Origin of the sequence: Dyella tabacisoli, from assembly GCF_003350925.1 — a bacterium.
Classification (GTDB): Bacteria; Pseudomonadota; Gammaproteobacteria; order Xanthomonadales; family Rhodanobacteraceae; genus Dyella_C; species Dyella_C tabacisoli.
In genome coordinates this window covers 1-26408 of the sequence record NZ_KZ857177.1, presented here as the reverse complement: position 1 = coordinate 26408, position 26408 = coordinate 1, and the positions used below count along the sequence as shown (strand labels likewise).

The following is a 26408-nucleotide window of genomic DNA, read 5'->3' as shown; positions in this document are numbered from 1 at the left end:
AAAAACGTGTGGAGAACCCGAAAGCTCGCCATTACATCTGCATATTCGTCAGATTCTGATAAGCATCCACGACCCGATTGCGCACCTGCACAGCAAGCTGCAATTTCAAATGCGCTTGCTCCATCGCAATCATCACGTCGTGAACGGGCACGTTCTGGCCCGCGGCCAGTGCGCGCGCCATGGCATCGGCATGAGTGAGGCTTCCATTGATCTCGTTGATCCCCGAGCCAATCATTTGCATGAATGACGTGCCTACCTTGGCTGACTCCACCGGGCCTTCCGGTAGCTGGCCGATCCGGCCGATTGAAATAGCTTCGAGCGGCGCCACACTCATGAGCCATTCCCCAGATCCAGCGCACGCAGCGACATGCTTCGCAAGGTATTGAAGGCCCGCACATTGGCTTCATAAGCACGGCCGGCTTCAACCAGCGTGCCCATTTCCACGACCATATCCACCTTGGGGTAGCTGACCATGCCGCTCGTGTCGGCCAGTGGGTCGGATGGGTCGCGAACTTTACGCTCCGTTGCGTCGGTTTCGACCAGCGCTGGCTGCGCCTGCCGGCCATGGCTCGATGCGCCAATCGCCGCATCAAAACCTGCCGCATAAGGCACGGCCACATGCATCAAGCGTGCGGTTTGTCCGGGCGCGCTGGGGGTATTGGCAATAGCGATATTGTGGCTGGCCGCCTCAAGCCGCAGACGTTCAAACTGCAACCCAAAACGCGAGGCGGTAAAGATCGAATCGATGACCATAGTCAGTTCCTCCCTGCCAAAGCCAACTGCATCAAAGAGAAACGACGCGACATGATCGTGGTCAGGGATTGGAAATCCACGCTCGCCGTCTCAAGCTCAGCCACCTCGGCATCCAGACTTGCCGAAGCGTTCGTCGCCGAATGTTCCAGACCCACCGACTCACGCAGAACCGTGGGTGTCATACGCTCCAATCGCTCGCTGGACATCGACGGCTGCGCCGCGACTTCGCGCAACAAACCGACGGCCTGTGCGAAATCCGCCCGTTTTGCGCGATAGCCGGCCACATCGACGTTGGCGATATTGTCGCTGGCGACATCGGCCCGCACACGCGCCATGGACATGCCAAGACGTAAGGCTTCGGTAGTCAGATCCATGGATAAGACCTCATTGAATAATCAATTCGCCACGCAGAGCACCGGCCGTCTTGATCGACTGCAAAATGGTGATGACATCGCGTGTGGATAGGTGAATGTTACGAAGTGCGCCGACCAGGTCGGCCACAGTAGCGCCGTTGGGCATATTGACGAGGCGGGCTTCGGGCTCCCGCACATTGATATTGGTTTGCGGAACTACCGTAGTAGCGATGTTGCGCGACGGATTGATGATTACACCGCCCGGCTGCGAAACCAGATAGTCGGTTTGTACGCTGACGCGTAGATCCCCCTGCGAAATGGTCACGCTGCCAAGCCGCACATCACCGCCCGACACCACCGTTCCCGTGCGTTCGTTGACCACCACGCGCGCCACTTCGTCCGGGGTGACCGGCACGTTTTCAATCAACGAAATGGCCCGAATCATATCGGCCGGCGGCGCATCGAAAGTCACCCGGATCTTGCCCGCATGCTCGGCCATGGCAGATACACCGGCATGGCGTCGCAGCGATTCGGCAACCCGTTCGGCGGTCGTAAAGTCCGGTTGATAGAGCAACACGTTGAGTGTGCGACTGTCATTACCCAAACCCATCGGCGCTTGACGCTCCACCGATGCACCGCCCGGCACCCGACCCACCGTCGGATGATTTTTTTGCTCGGCGCTGCCAAACGCGCGCACGTCGTAGCCGCCTACCGACAACGGCCCTTGAGCCAACGCATACAGCTTGCCGTCGGCGCCATCCAGTGGCGTCAGCACCAGGACACCACCGGAGAGACTACGTGCATCGCCGAGTGACGATACTGCCACGTCGAGCTTCTCCCCCGATTCGGCAAAGGCCGGCAACGTGGCTGTTACCAATACCGCGGCCACGTTGCGGCTGTTTAAATCCTCGGGGCTGATGTTGACCCCGAAACGGCTCAGCGTATTGGCCACCGACTGCACGGTCAGATGATTCTTGCCGGTGTCGCCCGTGCCGGCCAAGCCGATGACCAGACCGTAGCCGGTGAGGGCGTTATCACGCACCCCTTCGACGCGCGCGATCTCCTTGAGTCGCACGCTGGCGCCATCGGCCCAGGCCATCGAACAGCACAGCAAGGCAAGCCAGAAAATAGACTGAGTACGCTTCATATGAGATGCAACCAGCGTGTGATGCGATAGAGAATGCTGCGCCGCTGAGACTCAGACACATCACCCTGCCCCGTGAATTCGATCTTGGCCTCACTGATGCGATTGGACACAATCACATTGGTCGCCGAAATATCTTCTGCGCGCACCAACCCGGTCAGAGCGAACTGTTGCTTCTCACCATTGACTACCACGGTCTGTTCACCGCGAATGCGCAGCATCCCATCGCCCTCCAGATCCACCACACGCACGGTCAGTTGCGCTTGAAGCATGCCGACGCGCGACGTCCTGCCCTGGCCTGCATCGCTGCCCGACAAGCCGACACCGTAGTTGTGGCTCGCCCGATAGGTCTGTGTATTGGCGCCAAGCTGCACGCCACTACTCGCATCGGTATTGGCACTGGCCGAGGCCTGCGCCGTCTCGGTAACCACCACCGTCAACGTGTCGCCCACCAGATGAGCGCGACGATCGGCGGCAAGCCCTCGATAGCTGTCAGGGTTAACCATCGAACCCGGCGCTGTCTGGGCATGAGCGGCCGTTGGTCCGATAAAGCAGACCAGGCACGCGACTAACCAATGTTTACTGGACAACTTCCACTACTCCCTTATCCGTAATGCGCGCACGCACCGGTGCCTCGGCACCATCGACGAGTACCGGTACAACATCACCGGTGTACCCCATGCCACTGGCCGTGCCCTTCGTCTGCAAATGCACCGCTCCATAGCTCGCCATCACCATGACCCGTTGCCGCCGGTCCACCTCGGGAATACGCTCAAAATCCGCACGCATGGCTACTGAACCGGCCACCATGGGATGGCGCAGGCGCAGGCCGTCGATCTCCTGTTCGGAGCCAATGACGTCACCCTGGATGGCCGCAATATCTTCGTCGCGAGAAACAAGCTTGATGGATGCCCCAGACGCACCGATCGGCAGGTCGTTCTGATAAGCAAGCACCGCGCGATGCACACTCAAGGCGAACCAGACCGTCGTCGTACGTACTACGCGACCATCGACACGGACATCCACCGACACACCTGCGCGCGCGCGCGGCCAATGCCCCGTCAGGGCATGAGCGCTCAAGGTCACCGCACCCATGGGAACAGCCACATCCTCGGGCACCCCGATCACCGTCACATCAGCGGCACTGCCATCTGCGCCCAATCGCTCGGCGATCTGCGCCCGCGCAGCCTCGACCATACGCACCGCAGCGATTTGCTGCTGCGTAGACCCGGCCGCCGCCTGCAACGGCAGCACGACAAACATGGATGCGATCAGTGCCCGAAACATCATCACTGGCGCAGATTATTGATAGTGTCGAGAATTTGATCGGAGGCTTGCAGTACGCGCGCGTTGAGCTGATAGGCGCGTTGTGCAATCACCAGCGCGGACATTTCCGACACCATGTCCACATTGGATCCTTCAAGAGACCCCTGGAGAATCGTGCCCACTCCATTTTCGTTGGGCTTGCCCACGCTGGCATCGCCGGACGCCTGGGTAGGGACAAAATTATTGCCGCCTACCGACTGCAATCCATCGGGCGAAGGGAACGTGCTCAGCTCAATGGCGCCAAGCAGCGTTCGTGCCGTGCTGCTGCCCACGGTCGCGTAGATTTGTCCGCTTTGATTGATCTGGACGTGGCTTGCATCAGGTGGAATCTGAATGTTCTGCGCCAACCGATTTCCCTCTGCAGTGCTCAGATAGCCCTCGCTATCGACGTGCAACTGACCGGCGCGGGTATACAGACGATTGCTGTTGGCATCGGCTATTTCCAGAAACCCTTCGCCCTGAATGCCGATATCCCAGGTGTTATTGGTCTGGATCATCTGGCCCTGCGAAAACACCGCGCTGGTCGACAGAATCTCCGACCCTGCACCCGAGCTTTCAGGGCTCAAGCCCGCCGCCACCTGGGCAGGCGAAATCGTCGCGATATCGCCGAAGGCCACCCGACGGCTCTTGAAACCGGGCGTCTGCATATTGGAGATATTGTTCGACAGCGCATCGATTTGCGTCTGCTGGCTCTTCAGGCCAGATGTAGCGATATAAAGCGCATCAATCATGTCCCGCTCCTCAAGTGTTGTCGCCAAGATGGCTAATGCCCGATTGCATGGCCGTGTCGTAAGCGTGAATGGCACGTTGAACCGATTGCGCATGGCGGGTGACCTCCATCAAACGCACCATTTCGGTACTGGCATCCACATTGGACCGCTCCAGCGCCCCCTGATGAATTTGTCCCATCCAATCTGCCGGAGCACCGTTATAGGTATAGAGCCCGCCGCCGGCTTCACTAAGCCCATCGGGTGAGCCAATGGCGACAATGCGCAGCGCATCCACTTGCTTGTCGCCATCGACAATCTCGCCGGCGGCATTGATATGCACCGAGGGATGGTCAAGGGTGATCGGGCCGGACTGTCCCAGCACGCTATGCCCCGAGGCATCGACCAGTTGCTTATCCGCATTGAGGTGGAATTGTCCGTCGCGAGTAAGCATCTCCCGCCCGCCGACATCGACAACGAAAAATCCCGGCCCTTGGATGGCCAGATCCAAGGGCCGGCCAGTGGTGTCGAGATTGCCATCGGCAAGACTCAAGGCGTGCGACCCCATGGTCTCTGCCTTGAAATCCGCTTTCAGACGCTCGGTGCGATAACCCGTCGTGCGCATATTGGCGACGTTCTGGCCGATCACATCGAGCGCATCGACGTCGCGGCTCAGATAACTCGCGATGCTGGAAATAACGTTATTCATAATCTCCTCAAGCGGCAGCGACGACAGTGCCGAAAGCCTTCACCACCACGGATGAAGGCACTTCGTTGATACCAAGCACAGTGATGTGCGGAAGGCTGCGTTGAATCAAGCCACGCAGGTGACGGCGAACAAGGCTCGGGCACAGCAATACAGGAAGGTGGTTGCGCGACATCATCGCTTCGGACTGCTTGGCCAGGCCGCCCAGCAACGCCTCCAGTTGACCCAGGTCGCCCATCAAGCTGCCCGCACCATCGCGCTGGCGCACCGCAGATACGATGGACCGCTCCAAATCCGGCGCAAGCGTCAAGACGTGAAGCTCACCCTGTGCATTACTCACCCGCTGGCAAATGCTTGGCCCCAGGCGCTCGCGGACGCGCTCTACCAGATCGTCGGTCTGTTTCAACGTCTTGCCCGCATCCACCAGTACTTCAAGAATGGTTTCGGTATTGCGAATGCTGACGTGCTCGCGCAACAACTGCTGCAATACCTTTTGAATATCGGTGTACGACATCACGCCGGGCACCAGCTCATCGACCAGCGATGCCTGCTGCTCGCGGACACGGGCGACCAGACGCTCGGTTTCCGCACGGGTGAGCAACTCGGGCGCATGGCGCTTCACCACTTCGCCAAGGTGGGTAATCAATACGGTTTCAGGATCAACCAGCGTGTAACCAGCGCCTCGTGCATATTGGCGTTGATCCAGGCCGATCCACTGCGCCGGCAGGCCATAAGCCGGGTCACGCGTTTCGCGGCCTTCAAGCTTCGGCCGTTTGCCGCCGGGGTTGATCGCCAGTAAAGCATCGAAATAAAGCTCGCCTCGACCCACTTTGGAGCCTTGCACGTGCAACTCGTACGCGTCCTCGGCCAGCGGCGCATCCTGGATCAGTTTGACCTTGGGCAGAACAAAGCCGCCTTCCAACGCGTACTGCTTGCGAAACGTGGCAATGCGCTCGCCCAAATCCAGGCCGCGAGCCTTATAGGCGCTGGCAATCGCGTTACCTAGATGAATCTCGATCGCCTCGACGGCGAGTAGCTTGTACAAATCCTCATCGCCGCGCCTGGTCTCCGGCGACACTGCCTTTTCCGGCTCGGCCAGTTTCATGGCGCCACTTCGCGTGGCAAAGAAAATCAGCGCCGCCACGCCCAGCAACACCAGCAAGACCGGCCACGCCGGCAGCCCCGGCAGCAACAGCAAACCCGCCAGTGACAGGGCGACAATCAATAGCGTTCGCGAATTCGAAAGCACCTGCCGCGAAATCTCGGTACCAAGCTGCGCATCCGAGGCGGCGCGGGTAATGATGATGCCCGTGGCCACCGCAATCACCAGCGACGGAATCTGCGTAACGATACCGTCGCCCACGGTCAATAGCGTGTAGCGATGCGCCGCCTCGGCCCAGGGCAAGCCACGCTGCACCATGCCAACCGCCAGACCGCCGACGATATCGATCAAGATAATCAGAATGCCGGCAATAGCATCGCCTTTGACGAACTTGGTCGCACCATCCATCGCGCCGTAGAAACTGGCTTCTTTCTCGACCTGTCCGCGACGCCGCTTGGCCTCCTCCTGATCGATCAACCCCATGTTCATGTCGGCGTCGATGCTCATCTGCTTGCCAGGCATGCTGTCGAGCGTGAAACGCGCGGCCACTTCGGCCACGCGCTGCGCACCACTGGTCACCACCACATACTGCACGACCACCAGAATGAGAAAGACCACCAGGCCGATCACGTAGTTGCCACCCACGACGTAAGCGCCGATCGCGTTGATGACGCGCCCAGCATTACCGCTGTCCAGAATCAGCCGCGTCGCGGAGATATTCAGCGCAAGCCGAAAAAGCGTGGTAATCAACAACAGCGAGGGAAACGTCGAGAAGCTCAGCGGCGTATCTGTGAAAAACGTAATCAGCAGTACCAGCAGTGCGCCGGTGAAATTGAGTACCAGCAGAAAATCCAGCAGCGACGGCGGAATGGGCGTGAATAGAATGACCAGGATGCCGATCATTCCGACTACCAGCGCAATATCGCGCTTGCCGCTCCAAAGCTGTCCAAACAACGTGTTCACGAGAAAATCCTGGTGCCGGGCCGCTTCATGAGCCAGCGATAGATCGGTGCAAGTTGGGTATACAAATGCGCGGGCACGGTTTGATCGACGCGGCATTCACGAAACAAGGCGCGGGCCAGCTCCGGTGAGCGCAGGCAAGGCACGCCGGCCCGCGCAGCCGCCGAACGCATCTGCGCGGCGACGGCATCGGCCCCCTTCGACAAGACAATCGGCGAACGCATGGTGTTGGGCCGATACTGCAACGCAATAGCCAGGTGGGTCGGGTTGGTCAACACGATGTCCGCGTCGGGTACCTTGCGCACTGAACGTGCATGCTTGAGCAACTCGGCCATCAAGCGCTTGCGCTTGTGCCGAATATCGGGATCGCCCTCGCGCCGCTTGCCCTCGTCTTTGATGTCACTGCGGCTCATGCGCAGTTTGCGAATGTATTCGCGGCGCGAAAAAATCAGATCAAGCAGCGCCACCGCCACCAACAGCGTCAATACCCATACCGTTACCTGCACATAGATAGAACGCAGCAACAACCCCATGCTCGATGGCGCCGAGGCTGCCGCCGCCTGCACCCGATGCTCGATGCTCGATGCCGCCGCCCAGGCCATCGCACCCAGTACCGCCACCTTGAAACTGAGCTTCAAGAGATCCCACAACATGCGGCGGGAAAAAACCCGCGTAAAACCCTGCGCAGGGTTAAGTCGAGAGAAATCCGGCTTGAGCGGAGTCGTGCTGAAGGTTGGACCCGTCTGCACGATGTTGGCGACCACGGCCGCGACCACCATCGCCAGCACCACCGGTACCAGTGCCTGCCACGTTGGCTGAAACGTACCTTGCAGCCAGTGGACCAACCCCGCCGATGGCGTCGGCGCATTACCGGCCATCAGCAAGGTACGGCGAAACGCACGCGCCCACGCCGCGGCCAGGGTGTAACCGCAGGCCATCAGCGCGATGCTGAAAATAACCGTCACCATCACGCCGCTCAGTTCCGTACTGCGCGGCACCTGCCCTTTGTCGCGCGCCTCTTGCAAGCGAAACGATGTGGGCTGCTCGGTTTTGTCTTGACCATTCTCAGCCATCATCAATGCCCTCCCAACACTGACAACGACGAAAAGGCATTGCGGTAAAGCCGCTCAATCATCAATGGCGCAAAGCGCAGCGACACAGCAAGCAAGGTAAAGCTCGCCAGCACCTTCAACGGTAGCGACACAAAATAGATATTCGCCTGCGGCATCGAGCGGCTCGCATAGGCCATCGCCAGATCAATCGCGAATAGCCCGAGGATCACCGGCGCCACCACCATCAGGCCCAGCAAAAACTGCGACGAAAGCATACTCATGAAGATCCCCGGCGATAGCAGCCAACCGCCTTCGCCCAAGGGCACGATCTCAATCGAAGCCACCAAGCCCTGCAGCAGCACCACATGCAAACCCAGAGTGAAGAACACCATCATGCCGGCCCACTGCACCACCGTACCGGCCAGCGATTCGACGGTATGCGTGGAGGGGTTGAGCAAACTCGCGGCAGCCACACCCGACTGCATATCCACGATGCGGGCAGAGAAACCCAAGGCCGCCGCAGGCAGCACAACGGCCAGGCTGAGCGACAGACCCAGCAGGCTTTCGCTCAATAGCGACATGACAAACGGCAGCGGCTCATCCAGGCCAAGCTGCATCGTGGGCGTGATGCCCGCGCCCACCGCCATCAGCGTCAGCGCCAACAGCACCACGACCCGCACCGACGAAGGTACCCAGGCAAAGGGGGTGAAAGCAGGCACCATCAGCAATGGCGTAAAACGCGCCATTGCAAGCAGAAACACACTGACTTCCATGTCCAAAATTTTCACGCGTCCCTACATCCCCGCAATCAAGCCGAAGAGCCGTTTGGAAAACTCGACCACCACCGCCATCATCCAGGCGCCGGTCACCAGAAACATCGCCACCACCACGACCAGCTTGGGGATAAAGGTCAGCGTCATCTCTTGAATCTGCGTGACCACCTGCAAGATGGAAATCATCACGCCGACAACCAGCGTCGTCAGCAGAATCGGCGCACACACTTTTGCTGCCGTAAGCAGTGTTTCCGAAAGCAGGTGCATGGCGGTGTCACTGTCCATCGACGGCTCTCTCTTGCAGGCGCAAAACAGCGTGCGCGGGCAACATCGGCGGCGCCATCACAGCCACGGCAGGCACAAAATCAGCGCACATCGACATGCGCGGCGCTTCGCAAGCATTTGTCGGAGAGGGGTACACCCAAGTTCGAGAGAACTTGATGCAGACAGATCAAGACATGGTCGATATGGCCCTTAGCCAAAACGCCAAGCCCAGAGACGCGACTCATGCCACGCCCCTAAACTTTCGCTGCGGATCGCGGATATAACCCGAAGCCTGGATGGGATAACCCCACCCACCATTGCGAACGTTAAACACTGAAAGTCCATTTACGTACGGCAAATCCAGCCGCACGCCCTACCCCAACCTCAGCCCTTCACAACAGCGCCCCCGCGCTATTCAGCAGGTCATACCCTCCGACCTGAGCCGCAACGGCGAGAGACTAGGGGGCCTGTGAAGGGACTGTCAACAAAATCTTCAACAGCAAGTTATTACGAAAATTTATTGGCTTTCATAGACTTACTTCACAGTTATTTCGAGTTTAAGGCGTAATTTTTTACGCCCACAAAGACATCGATTGATAAACCCTGACGCCCATAAAGCGGTTATTGGACATACCAAGAGACTCCGATCCGATGCCAGCGACAACACGCGCGACATCAGCCAATGACTGGGTTCAACCACTCGCCAGACATCAGCCATGAGTGAATTGGATCACGCTAAACTTCGAGCCGCGCAAAGAATTATCCGAGGAACAGATCCATGCCCACCGATCGCATTACGCCATCGTCTTCGTTGATCGAGACCATGCGGGCGCTTGCACGCGATCGAGCCAAAGGGCCTGGACAAAACAATCAAGTGGCCGACGCCGGTTCATCACCGCGCCATCAGGCGCCCCCCTCTGCCACAGATAAAGTCAGCGAACTACGTCAACGCCTGCGCAGCTTGATAGCCGACGTCGATGTAGCCGATACCCAGTCGCTGACTCATGCACGCGAGCCCGTACTACGCGAAATTCTGCTGTGGGAGTTCGGCAGCGACTTCCGCCAAGACTCACAATTTCTACTGATGGTGACAGCTATAGGCAAAGCCTTCGATGCCGATCCCGGATTTCAGCAGCGATTTGCCGAGTTGGTGGCTGGGCTGCAAAAGAAGTGAGCTAAAAGCGAACCCCAACGTCGCAAGCCATGTCGCTAGGTATAACTTCGCAAGCAAGGTTGGCATGACATAAAACACTTCAACCCCATACCCCCACCAGAAGCACTGACATAGCCGATGCCTTCACCAAGCGTCAGACAATCAGTCTGGCAGCTTATGTTTTACGCTTGCCCAAATACACATGCATGGCACGCTCCCCGGCAATGTATTTCGTACATTCATAACCCAACGCACGCATATCCAGGCCGTGAAAAAGATGCTCGCCAGCGCCCAGCAAGATAGGCCGAACGGCAAGGTGTAGCTCGTCGATCAATGCGGCTTGCAGATACTGCCGAATCGTGGCGACGCCACCGCCGATACGTACGTCACCACCGTTGGCCGCGGCGATTGCTTGCTCCAGCGCAGCGTGAATACCGCCCGTGACAAAACGAAACTCCGTACCTCCCGCCATGGTGAGCGGTGCACGCGGGTGGTTGGTCAGTACGAAGACGGGCGTGTGGTAGGGCGGCTCGTCGCCCCACCAGCCCTTCCAACTGTCATCCGGCCAAGGGCCACGCACCGGCCCAAACATATTGCGCCCAAGAATCCATGCACCGATTCCTGAGAAGCCTTGCTCGGCGATACCGTTGTCGACGCCTGTTTCCCCGTCATCATGGCCGTGCATCGTCCGCCACATGCGGGTATGGAAGAACCACTCCATAAGCTCAAGACCACCAACGCCAAGTGGATTCTCCAGGCTCTGATCCGGCCCGGCACTAAAACCGTCGGTGGACATGGCGAAGCTTTGCACGCGGATTTTCGACATGACTTTTCTCGCTGCTGAGTCGGAATTAACGAGCCGATAGGCGATGGTGCAGTGATCGAGATGCGGAAGCAGGCAGAGTATGGCGCGTTTGTTTGACGCCCGAAGCATACTGCGGTGCGGCCCACCGAGGTGAAGTCCCGCACCAAGAGCCGCAGCGATCCTCAACGTTGGGCATCACGTTGTTCAGCCCAACCTACGCACATTGGCGTGCGAGGCCTACAGACTTTTGGTGCAAACCCGTGGCAGACTCGGGCTGTCGCTATCGGGCTTGATTCGATCAGCGCACCGATAGCGACAGCAGCAGAAGTAAGAAGCGCGAGCCAAGAGTGTATCGAGCACCCTTGACCCGCTAACCACAACAACTAGACAGGAGTCGTCATGGCTAAGACGGATAGTACGGTAGAGCAGCACCCGTCTGCTGAATTTAACCCGCTAAGTCGCTATTTTTTGACCGAAGGCACCTTGGTCGGCCCTCACGAGGAATCCCTCGCCACCCTCACCGGCATGCTTACAGGCGTGCTTACCCTGGTGCGCATCCTTGCCACCAGTGAATCGTTTCGCGAGCTACGCGACACCAATCAATACCAAGAGCCCGAAGAGATGCCCTTCACTCCGATGACCACCGAAGGCTTGTTTATGGCCCTGCATTTTTTGACGGAACGGGCGGAAGCGGTGGCTGGGCATTTGCTGACTAAGCAAGAGAAACAAAAGAGCTAAGCCGATAAAGCACGAAGCCCGCCTAGGCGGGCTTCGTTTGCATGAGTTCGTCGCTCAACCGTCGTTGGGGGGAGCGCAAGCAAACCCCAACTATCCGCGGGCCATGTCGTTGCGTATTACTTCGCAAGCGAGGTTTGCGTGACATGAGACACCCCAAATGGACGGCCACTTACTGGTCCTCATACTTCGTAAATTCCCGTGCGTGGAACTAATCAACTTCAATGTTGGGTTCTTTGAAGTTGGGATTGGGAATAAAATCCCCAACAATTTCTCCCGCATCACCCACCTTCCAAGCACCAACAACAGCGTGCGGTGGCACATAGTCATTTGGCCCGTAATTCCCACGCACCTCATACACCCATCCACCAGGGGTTCTCTTCGCTTCTGCAATAGCTCCTGGTGACGGGGTGTGCTTTATCGAAGACTTTTCAACCATAGCTCATAAAACCTCTGTTGATCCTTGACCGTCACCGGAACCACATCACTTCCAAAATCGAAAATAGAAACCAAGTCCTGTCTTAGCGCGGGCTTTCCTAAAGTCAGGCGATAAGCCCTTTCGCCACACCCCATTGACTCGATCATTGGTGACGGATAGACATTCTCACTTGCACCGTAGCACGCCAGTAGCAATCCATCGACTTCAAGCTTGATGCGAAGCTCGCAGAGTGCACGGAAATAGCCATTCCCCGCTATTGCCTCCAGCACCCTTTCGTTGAACTCAAGGCGCAGCTTGACCTCATCCTGATTTTCAGGTGCCTCATCCCAGCGCCATAAGACTGCCATCCATTGACCCTCCACGGTCAAGATAGGAATCTCACAAACTATTGCATCCGAATGATCGTCCATTGAGCTTTTCACACACTTACTTTCCAAACGATGGATTTTCAATATATTCGCCGGTTAACTGTCCCTGGCGCAATGGATACGCACCTCTAATGTTGCCCGGACTTATCCCTCCGGGCATAGCAATCTCAAATTGCTCAGGAAACGGAGAAGAGGCACCGAGGGTCGCATTAACATCAACACCGCCTTTCGGGAAGATGTCATAGATATAACCGTTTCGACCAGCAAATTCTTGAGCGATATTGAATTGCGGAGAAGTAGCAACGAATCCAGAGTCCCCTTGATTTGCCGAAGTGTGCGCAAGCAGATCAAGATTGCTCCCCTTAGACGAGATGCCATTTGCAAAAACGTCGTCCGGGGTAACAGAGGATCGCTCACCTCGGAATACCGTCTCAGGAAGTGATGTCGAACTCCCAGCCTCTACACTGACTGGAACATTACCCGCAGCATATACCTCATAAGGAGAGGAGACACTTCCCCACGTCCGATAGGACGACACCTGTACCGAAGACAGGTTCTGAATATTCTGCTGTGCTTCGCGCATCCCGCCAATGGCCTGCATGCCTTGATCAACCAAAGCTCCGGAATACAAGACATTACGATTCGTCTGATCGCTTGCATGAAGTACATACGTAGATACGAGCTCCGCGATGGTTCCGATAGGGCTTGCTATGCGGGTGTCGTGGTCTTGCAGCCATTGCGGTTCCTTGCTCGTAAGATATGGATTAGCGGCCCACAGCTCCTCAATATTTGGTGGACTACCTACCATTAAGGTTGCGTACTGACCCAGCTTTTTCCATGCAGAGCCGTCTGAGTCGGCAACGTTGCTTAAGGCTGTACCTAACTTAACAATACCCTTACCAACAAAAGGACGTCCAAACTGATCCGTTGGCCCTACACCTGGCCCCCAAGCAGCAATACCCTCTTTTGCCGGCAGATTGGACTGACTGACAGGCCTGTTATCGTCGAACATAGAGGCCACCTTACTACCCCAATTATCCGAGCCATAACCCAACGCCTTCGTATCCTCGCTTTGTAACCACCCTTGCTCAAGCGCATCGGGAGTCACCGACACCGCATCAAGATTTACCGCGGAAAGGTTGCTGTTGTTCGGGTCACTTAGCGCGGCAGCCGCTGTCATCGTGGACGAATCATAGGTCGGTGACGAAAAGCTATTCCACTCCCCCGCTAATGGCCCGCTTAGCAGGACATTGTCGCCGTTGTTCGCACCCGCGTTTTCCCAACCGTTATTCGCCGGCGGGTTGTTGGTCGGTTGCGATGGGCTGCTACTCGTGCTGGTCAGTGTCGACGATGTATTGGTGCTGTTTGTCGGTGTCGGTGTGGATGCCGTTGCGGGTGTTGTTGTAGGCGTTGCTGTAGGTGTCGTCGCAGGTGTCGCTCCCGCACTCCCACCCCCACCATTCGACTCCAGGTTTCCATAATCCTGGTAGATGTTGCCGTCGGAAAGCCCAGTGTAGATGGGGTTCCAGGAACTGCCAGCGATTCCGCCGGAGGAATTGCTAGAGCGCCCCCCCGTCAGTTGGCCAACGATCGTATTTGGACCAATCACGAGTTTATTGGGAATTCCATCGGACGGAACAATCGTTATTTCAGGCAAAGGAGGTGCCGTCGCGGTAACGATGACCGGCTGCTGCGACGGCAGGTCATTCGGTATAGGCGGTAGCTGGACTGGAGTCGGCGCCACGATCGTAACCGGCTCTATCGAAGGCAGCTCTATGGGGGGAAGCTCTATCGAGGGCGGCTCTATGATGATCGGCTCTGGGGCCGGGACTTCGATCGGTGGCAAATCAACCGGTGGCGCTGGCGCTGGCGCTGGCGCTGGAGCTGGCTCTGGGGCCGGGGCCGGCGCCGGATCCGAACTCTGCCCAGGCGAAGACGACGGATCCGGGTTGTCACCACCCCCATTCGAACCGTCACCGCCGTTGTTATCGACACCGCCACCACCGCCGCCGCCATCGCCGCCACCACCAAACCCACCATCACCGCCGCCATCATCAATGCCGCCACCACCACCATCACCCTGCTGCATCTCCATCATCATCCGCATATGCCCGCCCTGGAACGCCTGCGGCTTCACCTGGGCGCCGTTTCCGCCCGTCTGTGCGGATGCCTTGCCATGAAGCACGGCCTCGATCGCTGAGGTCAGCAACTGACTCACGGCGTTAAATTGCGCCGCTGCTTTTGATGTCGAGGCTGGCGCCAGCGTGGGTGTCGTCGATCCAATCACCTCGCCTGGGTTGTATGGCTTGAACGTCGTCGCGTTGTTGTTGCTGGTGGTTACCTGCGAGATCGTCAGCCGGGTGCCGGGCAACAAATCGCTGCTGCTCTGCAGGCCATTGACCTGTGCGAGGATGTAGCCGTAGTTGCTATTGCCGTAGACGATTTGCGCAATGGATTGCAGGGTGTCGCCGGCCTGCACCACGTAGTGTTGCGTGCCCAGGTTGCTGTTGCTGAAACCGCTGGAGGTGTCTTGAATATTGATGTTGCCGTGTTGATCGGCGTTACCTAACGCATGACCGCCGGCGTAGGCGTAGACGCTGCTCTGTGTGCTGCCGCCACTGGTCGTGCTTTGCTGCAGAATCTCCCCGTTCGGGTCATAGGCCATCGCACGCACCACCGCCGCGCCGTTGGTGTTGCCGTTGACCTGGACCAGCTCACCCAGGGCGTTATAGGTGCTGGTGTCGGTCGCCGGCACGAAGGTCGCGTTGGTGCTGGTGGCGCTGGTGCTTGCCGACAACGCGCCGTTTTGCCGGATATAGGCTGTCTGGTAGCTATTGGTATAGGCCGTGCGGCCGAAATTGCCGCTGACGATGGAGCGATACCCGAGCAAGTTGCCGTCGGCGTCGTAGCCTAGCCCCGACGTTACCGGCGCATAACTCGCTTCGGTGTTGAGCAACAGCACGCCATTGGTATTGCTGCCTACAGTCGGCAGAGTGCCTGGCGCGGTTCCGGCTTGGCTGGCATAGGTACTGGTCGCTACGGCCGTACCGTATTTAGTGATCAGGTCTTGCGCCGAGTCTTCTACGTATTGGCTTTGATCGGTCAGTTGGCCGTCGACGTTGTAGGTGTAAACCGTATCGCTGGCCACCCAGCCCGCATCGCTGAAGCTGATGGGCAAGCCATTGTACGTGCCGGTTCCGACATGCCCCGACGCGTTGTAAACGACATCGCTGACCAGGTGGCCATCGGCGTCGTAACTGCGTGTCTCGGATAAGCCCATGGTGCCGTTGATGCTGCTGGGCGCCTGCACGCGAACCAGCTCGTTGCGCGCATCGTAGACATTTTGCTGACTGCTGCTGACACCAGCGGCATTGACCACGGTGTACACGGTGACATTGCCCGCCGCGTCGTAGCCATTCTGGGCCGAGCCGATGGCATTGGTGATACCGATAACGCCGTTCACCAGGCTACCGTTGTTCACGATCACCCGGTTATCGGCATCGTAGGTAAACCAGTCGGCCTGTACGTTGGGGGCGGGAGCTGGTGCGGCGGCAGCGGCCACCATCGGCCGCGCGACCATCGCGCCGATGTACGGGCTGACAACAAGAGTAAAGGCCACGATGACGCTCTGGCCATCGACCGGGTCGGTCGCGAAAATGTGGCCGGCGAAGCGCTGCTTCGCCATCGCTGCGGGTGGCGAGCTGGTTATCGTGCCGGAGGCGTCGATGCTGGTTCCAGGCGGAAAAAACCCGTTTAGCTGATAGGTCAGTGGGCGCCCCATCGGATTGCTGAAGGTATTCGCCGGGATGGTCCAGGTGGTCGTATCGCCCGCAGCAAAGGCAATGTTAGCGGGTATCCCGCCGTTATAAACCGGTGGAAGGGCAGCCACAGTGAGGGTGAATGAGATAGCGGATGAGACGCTGGTTCCGGTATCCGTTGCCCCAACAGCCAGCGTCAAAGTACCAACGCTACTGGCCGGCGGGGTGCCACTAAAAGTTAGCGTATTGGCATTAAAGGCCAGCCATGATGGCAAGCTTGTCCACGTCGAGCCGTTGTAATAGGAGGCCGAGTAGGTGATGGGGAACCCGTTCGCGTTGGTTGCGCCCGGCACCGAAAAACTCATAGCGGTGTTGTAGGTTGCGGACTGATTTGATGCGGCGCTGCTAAATACCGGAGCTGTAGGCAGTGCGACGGAAAGCGTGAACGAGATGCCGGTTGAGGGGCTTCCGGGACTTTGCGCCCCAACCGCCAAGGTGTAATTGCCAACACTGGCGATCGGCGGAGTACCGCTAAACGTTAGCGTACTGGCATTGAATGCGAGCCAGGACGGCAAACTTGTCCACACAGAGCCGTTGTAATAGGCCGCGTTGTAAGTAACGGGCAAGCCATTGGGGTCGGTCGCTCCCGGCACGGTAAAGCTCAGTGCATTCGTGCATACGACGGACTGGTTTGCTGGCACGCCGTTAAACACCGGAGCGACGAGCGGCACGCTGATCGTGAGCGCACTGCTGACAGTGCGACCGAGCGCATCCGTCGCTGTCACCGTAATGCCATAGCTTTGGGCAGACACGGGTGGTGTTCCGGTAAATGTCTGTGTGCTGGCGTTGAAGCTCAGCCAACTGGGCAACGCCCCACCGGCAAGGGTCGCGGTGTAGCTCAGCCCCAGACCGAGCGGATCGGTAAAGCTGCCGGCAGGGATGGTGTAGCTCACTGCCGCGCCGGGTTGCACGGTCTGCGCCGCCAGCGACGTGGCTACCGCCGGAGGAGCTACGGTTGGCACGGTAACTGTCAGAGCACTGCTGACACTGCGACCAAGTGCGTCAGTGGCAGTTACCGTGAACGTGTAACTTGCCGCGGCGCTTGGCGGCGTTCCGGTAAATGCCAACGTCGTGGCATTGAAACTCAACCAGCTAGGCACCGCACCACTGAGCGTGTAGGTCAAGCCCATACCCAACGGGTCGGTAAAACTTCCCGCGGGAACGCTGTAATTTAGAGACCGCAAAGGCTGCACCGTCTGCGCAGCCAGTGCGGCACCCACCACCGGCGCGCTTGTCGACAACGAGATCGGCGCCGCGGCGCCGCTGGCGCCATAGGCGCTTTGTGCCAATACGGCCCGGCGATTGCCATTGGCATCGTAGTTGTACACGGTGCGCATAGAGGCCACTGTGCCGGCGGCATTCTCTACGGTGACTTCCTGCAGACGGTTGTGGCTGTCATAGGTCACCACCGTCTGCGTCGCCACGGCCTGACCGGCACCGTCTTGTGTATTGGCCGTCTGCAGGGTCTGGTTGCCGTTGGCATCGTACTGGTAGGTGAACGTTGAGCTGACCCCACCCACGGTTTCGCTCAGTTGCGCCAATTGGCCATCGGCCATGTACTGGAAATTCTGCGTGGAGGTTACCGATGCGCTGGGGCCGCTCGCCGCCCAGTTGCTGGTCTTCTGGGTCAACCTGCCTGAGCTGGCGTCATAGGTGTAGGTGTAGGTCGCGCCGCTTTCATCGATATGGCTTTGCACCCGACCAAAATAGTCATAGACCCAGCTTTGCTGGAAACCATCGGCATCGGTTTGGCTTATCCGGTTGCCGTTGGCATCGTAGGCATAGGTCTGCGCCTGGCTATTGGCTTGCTGCAGCGGCGTAGCGCTTCGCAGTACCCGATGCTGGCTGTCGTAACTGTAGAACGTGGTGTTGCCGAGCTTATCGGTTACCTGGATGCGGTCGCCGTTGCTGTTGAGCAGATAGTTATCTGAACCTCCAGAAATGTATGCCGTACCGGTGCTGTTAAGTACGAGATCGTTCTGAGTAGTGACCTGATCGAGGTTGTCGTAGCCGGTGACGACGATGTGCGCCGCAGCGCCGGTATTGGTGCTGGCCGGCGGCATCTGTTGCGCAACGGCACGCCCCAGCGCGTCATAGGCGGTGTAGGTACGGGCGCCGACATTGTCTTGCGCTACGGTGAGGTGACCGGCACCGTCATAGGTGTTCCATGACGAGTTGCCGTTCTCGTCGGTGGTACCGATCAACTGACCGCTGACGTTGTAGTACCAGGCTTTGGCAGGTGTTGCCCATGTGCGCGTACCGGTCGCGGAAACAACCAGCACATTGGGCTCGACCTGCCCTATCAACTGATTGCGGCTGTCGTAGTGGTATTGCGTGGTGTTGCCGGCGGCATCCGTGAGGATAAGCAGGTTGCCCCAGCGGTCGTAGCTACGCGCGGTAAGCAAGCTGGTGTTGACGCCGCTGCTCGCGCTGTCGCTGGGGGTACGCTGCTGCACGACCTTGCCGGACAGGTCTACCCAGTTATGGGTCCAAGTGCTTGCACTACCGCCGGTGACCGTACTGTTATCGGTCAGTAGATGGTGCGCGAGGTCAAAACCATACGAATGGGCGGCACCGGTTCTGGCATCCGGTGAGCCGATCAAATTACCGGCGTTGTCGTAGCTGTAATGCGCCGCGATGCCGTTATTGTCGCCACGCCCGGTGACCTCGCCAAAGGCGTTGTATTGCACCTGGGTATAGCTGTCGTAACCGCTCTGTCCGCCGCGCTGTACAGCGGTGGTCAGCCGCTGGTTGTCGGCATCGTAGGTATAGGTTGTGGTAACGGCGATGTCATTGCCGTTAGTGGTTAGCGTGAAGCCCTTGCTGGCGATGTTGCCGTTGTTGTCATAGCTGATGGTGCTTTGATTGCCATTGCCATCGAGCTGTTTGATCTGGCGCCCCTGTACGTCATAGAACGACCAGGTCTGCACCGACGAACTACCTGCTGAAACCTTGGTGCTCAGCACATCGCCCAGGGCATCGTAGGCGTAGCTGGTTACTGGAGCGACATTGGTATAGAGCGCGCCGGTGGTCAGATCCCATGATGGGTTCTGCGTCAGCAACAACGCCCAGTTGCTCACCAAGGCCTGGCGCGTCGGCTCGGTCACGGACATGACGCGGCCGAGCGCGTCGTATGTCGTACTGACCGTCGCACCATTGACCGTGGCAGTGGTGAGACGATTTTCGCCGTCGTAAGCCCAGGTGGTGAGTGAGCTGCCTGCCGCGATGGCGGGCGTGCCGTTGACGTAGCTGTATTCGCCGGTATCGGTCTCGCTGGTTTTGCGCCCGATCGCATCGTAGCCATAGCTGGTGACGCGGTCGTAACCCGTGACTACGGTGCCCGCCGGCGGTAGCGCCGGTGCGGCGGCGGTCGTCACGCCACTGGTGGCGATGGCTGTGGCGTACTGCGTGATCGAGGTGACATTGCCAAAGGCGTTATAGGCGGTGGTGGTGACGTAACCCTGCGGGCTGGTATACGCGCCGGTGGGCGTTACCGTCATCACCGCACGATTGAGCGCATCGTAATAAGTGTAGGTCGTGGCCCAGATCGCCGGTGTGGCGTTACTGTCACCGGTCGCATTGGCACCTTGGAGCAACGTCGCGGTACTGGTGACATTGCCGTAGGCATCATAGGTATAAGTGGTCGTGGGCTGCGTTGCCGCCATAGCGGCACCGCTGAGCGGCCCCATCGAGAGCACATAGGCAATGGCTGACTGCTGTACCTGCGTTTTCTGGTTGCGCTGATCGTAAGTAGTGGTGGTGGTGCGATCACTGGCCGAGGTCACCAGCCCCAGTTGAATTTGCGCAACCGTCAATGGCTGCCCGGCATGCCAGCCGCTTATCGCCGCCGTGTTCAACGCCGTGGCGTAACGCGTTACCGCGGTTACATTGCCGATGCTATCGCGGCCAGTGGCCGTGACATAACCGTCGGCATCAATGCTGTAGGCCTCCCAGCCCATGCTGGCGTAGGCCTTGTACTGATAATGGCCATTGCCGTCCTGGCTCATTACTACTCGGCCCTGCGCATCGTAGGTTACGTGCGCGGTAGCGCCGCCCGGATAGGTCGCCTGAGTCTGATGACCCAGGGCATCGTAGGCATAGGTGGTGGTGCTTAGCGTGGTGACGTGCGCCGAGTCAGGGCCGACCCCTTTATTGGTGGCAAGCACATTGCCCACACCGTCGTAGGCGTAGGTGGTGTACAGATACTGGTTGGCTGCCGTCTGAAACACCCAGGTGACAGGATCATAGCTACCCACCGTGACCGCAGGCGATTGATCCAGCGTCTTGCGGCCAGCCTTGTCGTAGAGCATCCACGTCCAGTTGCCGTCGCGATCGGCATGACCCAATTGCAGGCCGGTGGCGTCGTAGGCAAAGGTGGCGCGGGTGCCCAATGCATCGCCGGTGGTCAGCACACGACCGGCCGCGTCATAGGTGGTTGTGTTTACGCGCGCGCCACTGACGCCGGCGGCGGTCACCGCCGCGCCGACTGCGGCCACTGTCAACGTGCCCGGCAACGTGATGGCATTTGCGTAGGCCGACTGCTGCAGTACCCGCCCATCGGCGTCGTACTGCGTCTCGATAACGTGATTGGTGGTATCGATGGTGTAACGCAGGCGACCGGCATTGTCGTATATCGAAGACGTGGTGTGATTGGCGGCACTGGCGAGTGTCTGCGCCAGACCACTGGTACTCACTTGTGACGTCAGCGACTGACTACTGCTGAGCGCAATCGTCGTGCCGTACTGAAGGCTGGCGATCAGGCGCCCGGCGGCATCGTAGCGTTGCTCACTGACCACGCCGGCCGGCTGACCGTTGACCGTGGTGACTTGTACGCTGAAACGCATGCGGCCATCAGCGTCATACGTGGTAAGCGTGGTTTCATCACCGGCCGACGGGGTGACTAGCGCGGCAATGGAAGCCACTGTAGGCGATGTGCCGCCGGCAGGCGCACTACTCAGTAGATTTTGGTAACGCGTTGTTGCCAACACGCGACCGTTCGCATCGTACGTCCATTGCGTGACATGAAGACCCGCGCCCCCATCCAGCTCATAGATCACCCGACCTTCCGGGTCATAGGCTTTTTGCTGAAACGCATCGCTGGACGTGGCCGTTACCAGCGCCGCCATTTGTGCGATCGTCGGCGAGCTGCCTAATGCAGTCAGTTGGGTACCGGTCAAGGCAGTGGCATAACCCATGCTCTGGGTGCGCCGACCGTCGGCGTCATGCCAGTACTGCGTAACGCCGCCATCACCGGCCACAGTAAAGGCCAACTCGTTGGCCTCGTTATAGACGCTACGCGTCGCGTTGCCGTTAGCGTCAGTGACGCTGATAAGGTTGTTGTTGCTGTCGTAGGTGTAGCTGGTCGTGAGGTGCAGGCCGGCTGGATCGACGATCTGCTGGCTCAACCGTTCGAGGGCATCGTAGACATACTGCGTGCTGCGCGCCGCACTGGTGCCGGCACCGATCGTGACGGTAAGCGCCTTGCCGGCACCGTCATAGGTGTAGATGGTGGTGAGGTTAAGCTTGCCAGTGCCGGCATCTTGCACTTGGGTCAAGACATGGCCGTCGGCGTCGTAGGTATACGTACTGACCGAGCCCATCGGATCGGTCACGCTAAGCTGCCGCCCTTCGCCATCGTAGGCGTAGGTGGTGATGAGATTGAGCTGGCCTGGATCGACCGTATGGGTCAGCACGCGGCCACTGGCGTCGTAGCTGTAAGTCACCACATGACCGGTGGCATCGGTGCTCTGGGTCAAGTGACCATCGAGGTCATATTGATTCTTGCTGATGTTGCCGAGGGCATCATGGGTTTGGGTCAGGCGACCGTCGGCATCGTAGGTATAGGCAGTCGCATTACCCATGCCATCGGTCACGCTCACCGTATCGCCAAAGGCATCTTTCACCGTGGTCATCGTCACGTTGCCGGGCATGGTGACGGTAGCGGTGTGAGTGGCTGCGTTGTACTGGTACTGCGTGATATTTCCCAGGGCATCGGTCTGGGTGAGTACATTGCCGAAGGCGTCGTAGCTGCGTTGCGTGGTACGGCCGATGCCCTGGACGACCTGGCTGCTAGTGACCTGCCGACCCAGATTGTCGTAGGTGTAGGCCATCGCATTGCCGTTACCGTCGATACTGCTGGTTATCCGGCCGAAGGCGTCATAGATGTTTGAGGTGCTGCGCGCCACGCTGCCACCGAAGCCATCGGTAGCCCTGATCCGCTCACCGCGTACGTCGTAGATATATTGCGAGGACGTGCTGTTGGCCGCACTCAGCGCACTGCCCGGCTGGCTCAGTTGCCGCTGCGTTTGCACCAGATCGCCGAAGGCATCGTACTGGTACGCCGTCTGGTAGCCATTGCCATCGGTAACCGTGGCGACCTGGCCGCCGGCGGTATAAGTCGTGACCGTGACCGCATTGGCGTCGTTGCCGGATGTAGCCAGGGACGCAACCCCTGCAGTCACTTGTGCCAGCGTCGCCGTCGCGACATTCAATGTCGTACCGGTGCTTGTGGCAGTCGTCGTGAGGGACAACTGGCTCGCATATTGACGCGTGCTAATCAACTGCCCGGCTGCGTTATAGGCATACGCCGTGACGTTGCCTACCGTATTGAGAGAGCTGGTGGGGCTGGAAGGCTGCCCTTGTATCGAATACGCAAGACGCCCGGCAGCGTCGTAGTAGTACCAGGTGCTGTTGCCGAGCGCGTCCGTGGATTTGGCACGCTGGCCGAGTGCGTTATACGCATAGCTGGTTACGGCCTCGGCGGCGTCCGTGTGAGTCAACGCGTCGCCTAGCGCATCGTAGGTCGCGCTGATGGTGCGTGCGACACCCTGCCCGGCGACCGGGGTGACGGTACTGTTGAGCAACTGGCCGACACCGTTATAGGTATAGGTGGTTACTGTGCCGTCCACCGCCGTACTCGTCGCAACTTGACCAAGAGCGTTGTAGGTCACGCTGCTTTGCTGGCTGGTGGTGTTAGCACCAAGCAGGCTTACCAGGGCGACAACGTTTTCGGTGCCGGTCAATGCACCGAGCTGAGTCACGGTCAACGCGGTCGCATAGCGTGTCGCTGTCGTGGTGTCCGTGGCCTGGTTGTAGCTGTTGACAGTCAGATAACCGTCAGCGTCGATACGCGCTACGACACGGTTGTCGGCATCGTAGTAATTGCGTGTGGTTTGATCCTGCGCACTGGTGACCAGGTCCGCCTGCACCGCGAGCAGGGTCGGTGTAGTGCCGAGTGCGCTCATCTGTGCCGTTGTCAGCGCCGTGGCGTATGCCGTGGTCTTCGCCGCACGACCAGCACTGTCGTAAATAGTGGTGATGACGTAACCGGATGCGTCGATGGTTGCGGCGACATGACCATTCGCGTCGTAAAGCGTATAGGTGATGCGATCGCTACTGCTTACGGTCAGGTACGGCTGCAAGGCAGCCAGGGTTGGTGCATGGCCTAGTGCTGCGAGCTGGCTGGCGGTCAACAGTGTGGCGTAGCTATGTGTCTGCGTGACGCGCCCATCGGCATCGTAAACAGTTTGCGTTACCGCCCCGCTCGGATCGATGGTGAAGGTGCGCTCGTTGGCATGGCCGTACACATAACTGGTGACGTTGCCACCGGCATCTGTCTTAGTCACCAGATTGTTGTTGGCATCGTAGGTATAGCTGGTCGTAAGGTTTAACCGCCCTGCACCCGGATCGACGATCTGCTGCGATAGACGCTCCAGGTTGTCGTACACGTACTGTGTTGTGGCTGCTGCCGCAGTGCCGACACCCGCATTGACGATAAGCGTCTTGCCAGCGCCGTCATACGTGTAGGTGGTGGTGAGATTGAGCTTGCCGCTGCCCGCATCTTGCACCTGGGTCAGCACGTTGCCATCGGCGTCGTAACTGTAGGTGGTCACCATCCCACTCGGGTTGGTCACGCTGAGGGTGCGGCCTTCGCCGTCGTAGGTATAGCTTGTCTTGAGATTGAGGCCCGTCGGGTCGACGGTTCTCGTCAGCACGTGGCCGCTGGCATCGTAACTGTAAGTGATCACATGACCGGTGGCATCGGTACTCTGCGTCAAGTGACCGTCAAGGTCATATTGATTCTTGCTGAGATTGCCCAGAGCGTCCTGGGTTTGGGTCAGATGGCCATCGGCATCGTAGGTGTAGGTGGTGGTGTTATTGGCTCCGTCGGTAACCGTGAGTGTGTCACCGAAGACGTCGGTCACCGTGATGATTTGCATGCCGTCGGGCGTGATGACCGTGGTCTTATTATTGGCAAGGTCATACTGATAACTGGTGACGTTACCCACGGCGTCGGTTTGCGTAAGCACATGACCGAAGGCATCGTAGGTGGCAAACGTAGTACGCACCACGCCCAGCACCGACTGCATGACGCTGATCTGACGACCCAAGGTGTCGTAGCCATAGCCGACAGCGGTATTGCTGCTGCTATCAATCGTCTGGGCAACGCGGCCGAAGGCATCGAAGGTGCTCGACTTAGTGTGTGCCACGCCGGTACCGAACGCATCGATCTCGCCGATACGCTCGCCACGCAGGTCATAGCTATCACTGGTGATCGTGCTGTTGGCGGCACTGAGTGCACTGCCCGGCGCACTCAACTGCTGTTGCTTCTGGAGAAGATCGCCGAACGCGTCGTACTGATAGGCCGTCTGATAGCCCAACCCATCCACGGCGCTTGCGACCTGACCGTTCAATGTGTACGTGTAGCTGGTTGAGCTGTCTGTCGCTGGGTTGGCCAGCGACGCCGCGGTCGTCGTCAGTTGCGCCGTCGTCGCAGTGGTCACGTTGAGTGTGGTGCCGCTGCTGCTGCCGCTGGTCGTCAACGTCAACGGGCTGCTGAAGCTTCGGCTGGTCGCGACCTGGCCGAAGGCGTTGTAGGTATAGGCCGTCACATTGCCGACGGCATTGAGCATGCTACCGCCAGGTTGGCCCTGCACGGTATACGCCAACCGTCCGCTGGCGTCGTAGTACGCGTAGGTCGTGTTGCCGAGAGGGTCGGTGCTGGTGATTCGTTGGCCCAGCGCGTTGTAGGTGTTTGTCGTGCCGTATTGGCTGAACACGGCCGCTTGCTGCGCTGCAGTCATACCACTTGTCAGGTTAGCGGCGCCGACGCCGTCGAGCGTACTGACGACATCACCGAAGGCGTCGTAGGCACTGGCGCTGGTACGTGCCGCACCTCCACCGAGTCTAGGCTGTGCCGTCGTTGTCAACAGATGCCCTACGCTATCGTAGGTGTAGCTAGTTATGGTGACGTACCCAATATCGTACGTGCGCAGCAAACGTCCGTCAGCATCCCAATTGTCCAGCGAGATCATGCTTGTTCCTGCGGACACCATGCTAACGATTGAGGTCGCCGCCTCCAATCCAGTGAGCGCAGCAAGCTGGGCGTAGGTTAGCGCCTGCGTGTAATGTGTGGAAAGCACCTGCTTCGCCGGACTAACCGGTTGCATTCCTATCTCACGATATGTCTTCGTAGTGACATAACCAGCGGCATCGATCTGCAAAATGACTTGCCCACGGCTGTTGTAGTAGCTGCGCGTGGTCTGGTCCTGCGCGGTGCTGCTCAGATCCGCCTGCAGCGTGCTCAGCGCCGGTGTATTTCTCAAGGCCGTCTGCTGGGCGCCGGTCAGTGCGGTCGCGTAGGCCGTGGTTTTCACGGCATCGCCGGCGGCATCGTAGGTGGTGACGGTGACATAGCCCGCCGCATCGACGGTGGCCACGGCGCGGTTGTCCGCGTCGTAGAACGTCTGCGTCAGGCGATCATTGGCGCTGACACTGAGGTCGGCCTGCAAGGCGGCCCAGGTCGGACTACTACCCAACGCCGTCCACTGGCTCAGCGTCAGTGCCGTCGCGTAGGCACGGGTGGCGATCGCGTTGCCGACGCCGTCGTAACTCGTCGTCGTCACGTCGCCTTGCGCATCGATGCTGGCGACCACGCGCCCGGCACCATC

Annotated in this window: 18 protein-coding genes; 2 read left to right on the top strand and 16 right to left on the bottom strand. The window is 59.0% G+C overall.

Annotated elements, in window-relative coordinates:
• Window positions 1–31 precede the first annotated feature (31 nt).
• From fliE to DVJ77_RS11930, 12 genes are read right to left on the bottom strand one after another with little or no spacing between them, the layout of a single operon-like run.
• On the bottom strand, window positions 32–334 hold the full coding sequence (gene fliE, locus DVJ77_RS11985) for a flagellar hook-basal body complex protein FliE (protein ID WP_114845767.1): 303 nt from the start codon (window positions 332–334) through the stop codon (window positions 32–34).
• Entirely contained in the window at window positions 331–753 is a 423-nt protein-coding gene (locus DVJ77_RS11980) for a flagellar basal body rod protein FlgC (RefSeq protein ID WP_114845766.1), read from the bottom strand. Before DVJ77_RS11980 ends, fliE begins: the two co-directional genes overlap by 4 nt.
• 2 nt (window positions 754–755) lie before the next feature.
• Window positions 756–1127, bottom strand: coding sequence for a flagellar basal body rod protein FlgB (locus DVJ77_RS11975; protein WP_114845765.1), 372 nt, complete (start codon window positions 1125–1127; stop codon window positions 756–758).
• Between the two features lie 10 nt (window positions 1128–1137).
• Window positions 1138–2253, bottom strand: a complete 1116-nt coding sequence (locus tag DVJ77_RS11970) for a flagellar basal body P-ring protein FlgI (RefSeq protein ID WP_114845764.1) — start codon at window positions 2251–2253, stop codon at window positions 1138–1140.
• A complete protein-coding gene (locus DVJ77_RS11965) occupies window positions 2250–2840 on the bottom strand; it encodes a flagellar basal body L-ring protein FlgH (protein ID WP_225427969.1) in 591 nt (196 codons plus the stop codon). The genes DVJ77_RS11970 and DVJ77_RS11965 overlap by 4 nt, the downstream gene beginning before the upstream one ends.
• Entirely contained in the window at window positions 2830–3513 is a 684-nt protein-coding gene (locus DVJ77_RS11960; RefSeq protein ID WP_162791468.1) for a flagella basal body P-ring formation protein FlgA, read from the bottom strand. Before DVJ77_RS11960 ends, DVJ77_RS11965 begins: the two co-directional genes overlap by 11 nt.
• Before the next feature lie 26 nt (window positions 3514–3539).
• Window positions 3540–4307 carry a flagellar hook-basal body protein gene (locus DVJ77_RS11955; RefSeq protein WP_114845761.1) on the bottom strand — a complete coding sequence of 256 codons (768 nt, stop codon included), beginning with the start codon at window positions 4305–4307 and terminating at the stop codon, window positions 3540–3542.
• 10 nt (window positions 4308–4317) lie between these two features.
• Window positions 4318–4992, bottom strand: a complete 675-nt coding sequence (locus DVJ77_RS11950; RefSeq protein ID WP_114845760.1) for a flagellar hook-basal body protein — start codon at window positions 4990–4992, stop codon at window positions 4318–4320.
• 7 nt (window positions 4993–4999) lie between these two features.
• A complete protein-coding gene (locus DVJ77_RS11945; RefSeq protein ID WP_225427968.1) occupies window positions 5000–7054 on the bottom strand; it encodes a flagellar biosynthesis protein FlhA in 2055 nt (684 codons plus the stop codon).
• On the bottom strand, window positions 7051–8127 hold the full coding sequence (locus DVJ77_RS11940; protein ID WP_114846087.1) for an EscU/YscU/HrcU family type III secretion system export apparatus switch protein: 1077 nt from the start codon (window positions 8125–8127) through the stop codon (window positions 7051–7053). Before DVJ77_RS11940 ends, DVJ77_RS11945 begins: the two co-directional genes overlap by 4 nt.
• Window positions 8127–8891, bottom strand: a complete 765-nt coding sequence (locus DVJ77_RS11935) for a flagellar biosynthetic protein FliR (RefSeq protein WP_162791467.1) — start codon at window positions 8889–8891, stop codon at window positions 8127–8129. The genes DVJ77_RS11940 and DVJ77_RS11935 overlap by 1 nt, the downstream gene beginning before the upstream one ends.
• Window positions 8892–8897: 6 nt before the next feature.
• Window positions 8898–9161 carry a flagellar biosynthetic protein FliQ gene (locus DVJ77_RS11930; RefSeq protein WP_114845757.1) on the bottom strand — a complete coding sequence of 88 codons (264 nt, stop codon included), beginning with the start codon at window positions 9159–9161 and terminating at the stop codon, window positions 8898–8900.
• A 757-nt stretch (window positions 9162–9918) separates the two neighbouring features.
• Between DVJ77_RS11930 and DVJ77_RS11925 the strand changes: the two genes are divergently transcribed.
• Window positions 9919–10314 (top strand): hypothetical protein, encoded by a 396-nt coding sequence (locus DVJ77_RS11925; RefSeq protein WP_114845756.1) that lies wholly within the window; start codon window positions 9919–9921, stop codon window positions 10312–10314.
• Window positions 10315–10468: 154 nt separating this feature from the next.
• Here DVJ77_RS11925 and DVJ77_RS11920 read toward each other — a convergent pair whose 3' ends face one another.
• A complete protein-coding gene (locus DVJ77_RS11920; protein ID WP_114845755.1) occupies window positions 10469–11119 on the bottom strand; it encodes a dihydrofolate reductase family protein in 651 nt (216 codons plus the stop codon).
• A 378-nt stretch (window positions 11120–11497) separates the two neighbouring features.
• Between DVJ77_RS11920 and DVJ77_RS11915 the strand changes: the two genes are divergently transcribed.
• Window positions 11498–11836, top strand: a complete 339-nt coding sequence (locus DVJ77_RS11915) for a hypothetical protein (RefSeq protein WP_114845754.1) — start codon at window positions 11498–11500, stop codon at window positions 11834–11836.
• A 208-nt stretch (window positions 11837–12044) separates the two neighbouring features.
• On the opposite strand, the gene DVJ77_RS11910 is transcribed toward DVJ77_RS11915, so the two are convergent.
• Genes DVJ77_RS11910 through DVJ77_RS11900 form a run of 3 tightly spaced genes read right to left on the bottom strand, consistent with a single transcriptional unit; the run spans window position 12045 to window position 26393 of the window.
• Complete coding sequence (locus DVJ77_RS11910; RefSeq protein WP_114845753.1) at window positions 12045–12272, bottom strand: hypothetical protein; 228 nt, start codon at window positions 12270–12272, stop codon at window positions 12045–12047.
• The gene (locus tag DVJ77_RS11905; RefSeq protein WP_114845752.1) at window positions 12251–12682 is read right to left on the bottom strand and encodes a hypothetical protein; all 432 of its coding nucleotides are present in this window, start codon (window positions 12680–12682) and stop codon (window positions 12251–12253) included. Before DVJ77_RS11905 ends, DVJ77_RS11910 begins: the two co-directional genes overlap by 22 nt.
• A 16-nt stretch (window positions 12683–12698) precedes the next feature.
• Complete coding sequence (locus DVJ77_RS11900; protein WP_225427967.1) at window positions 12699–26393, bottom strand: putative Ig domain-containing protein; 13695 nt, start codon at window positions 26391–26393, stop codon at window positions 12699–12701.
• Between the last annotated feature and the right edge of the window lie 15 nt (window positions 26394–26408).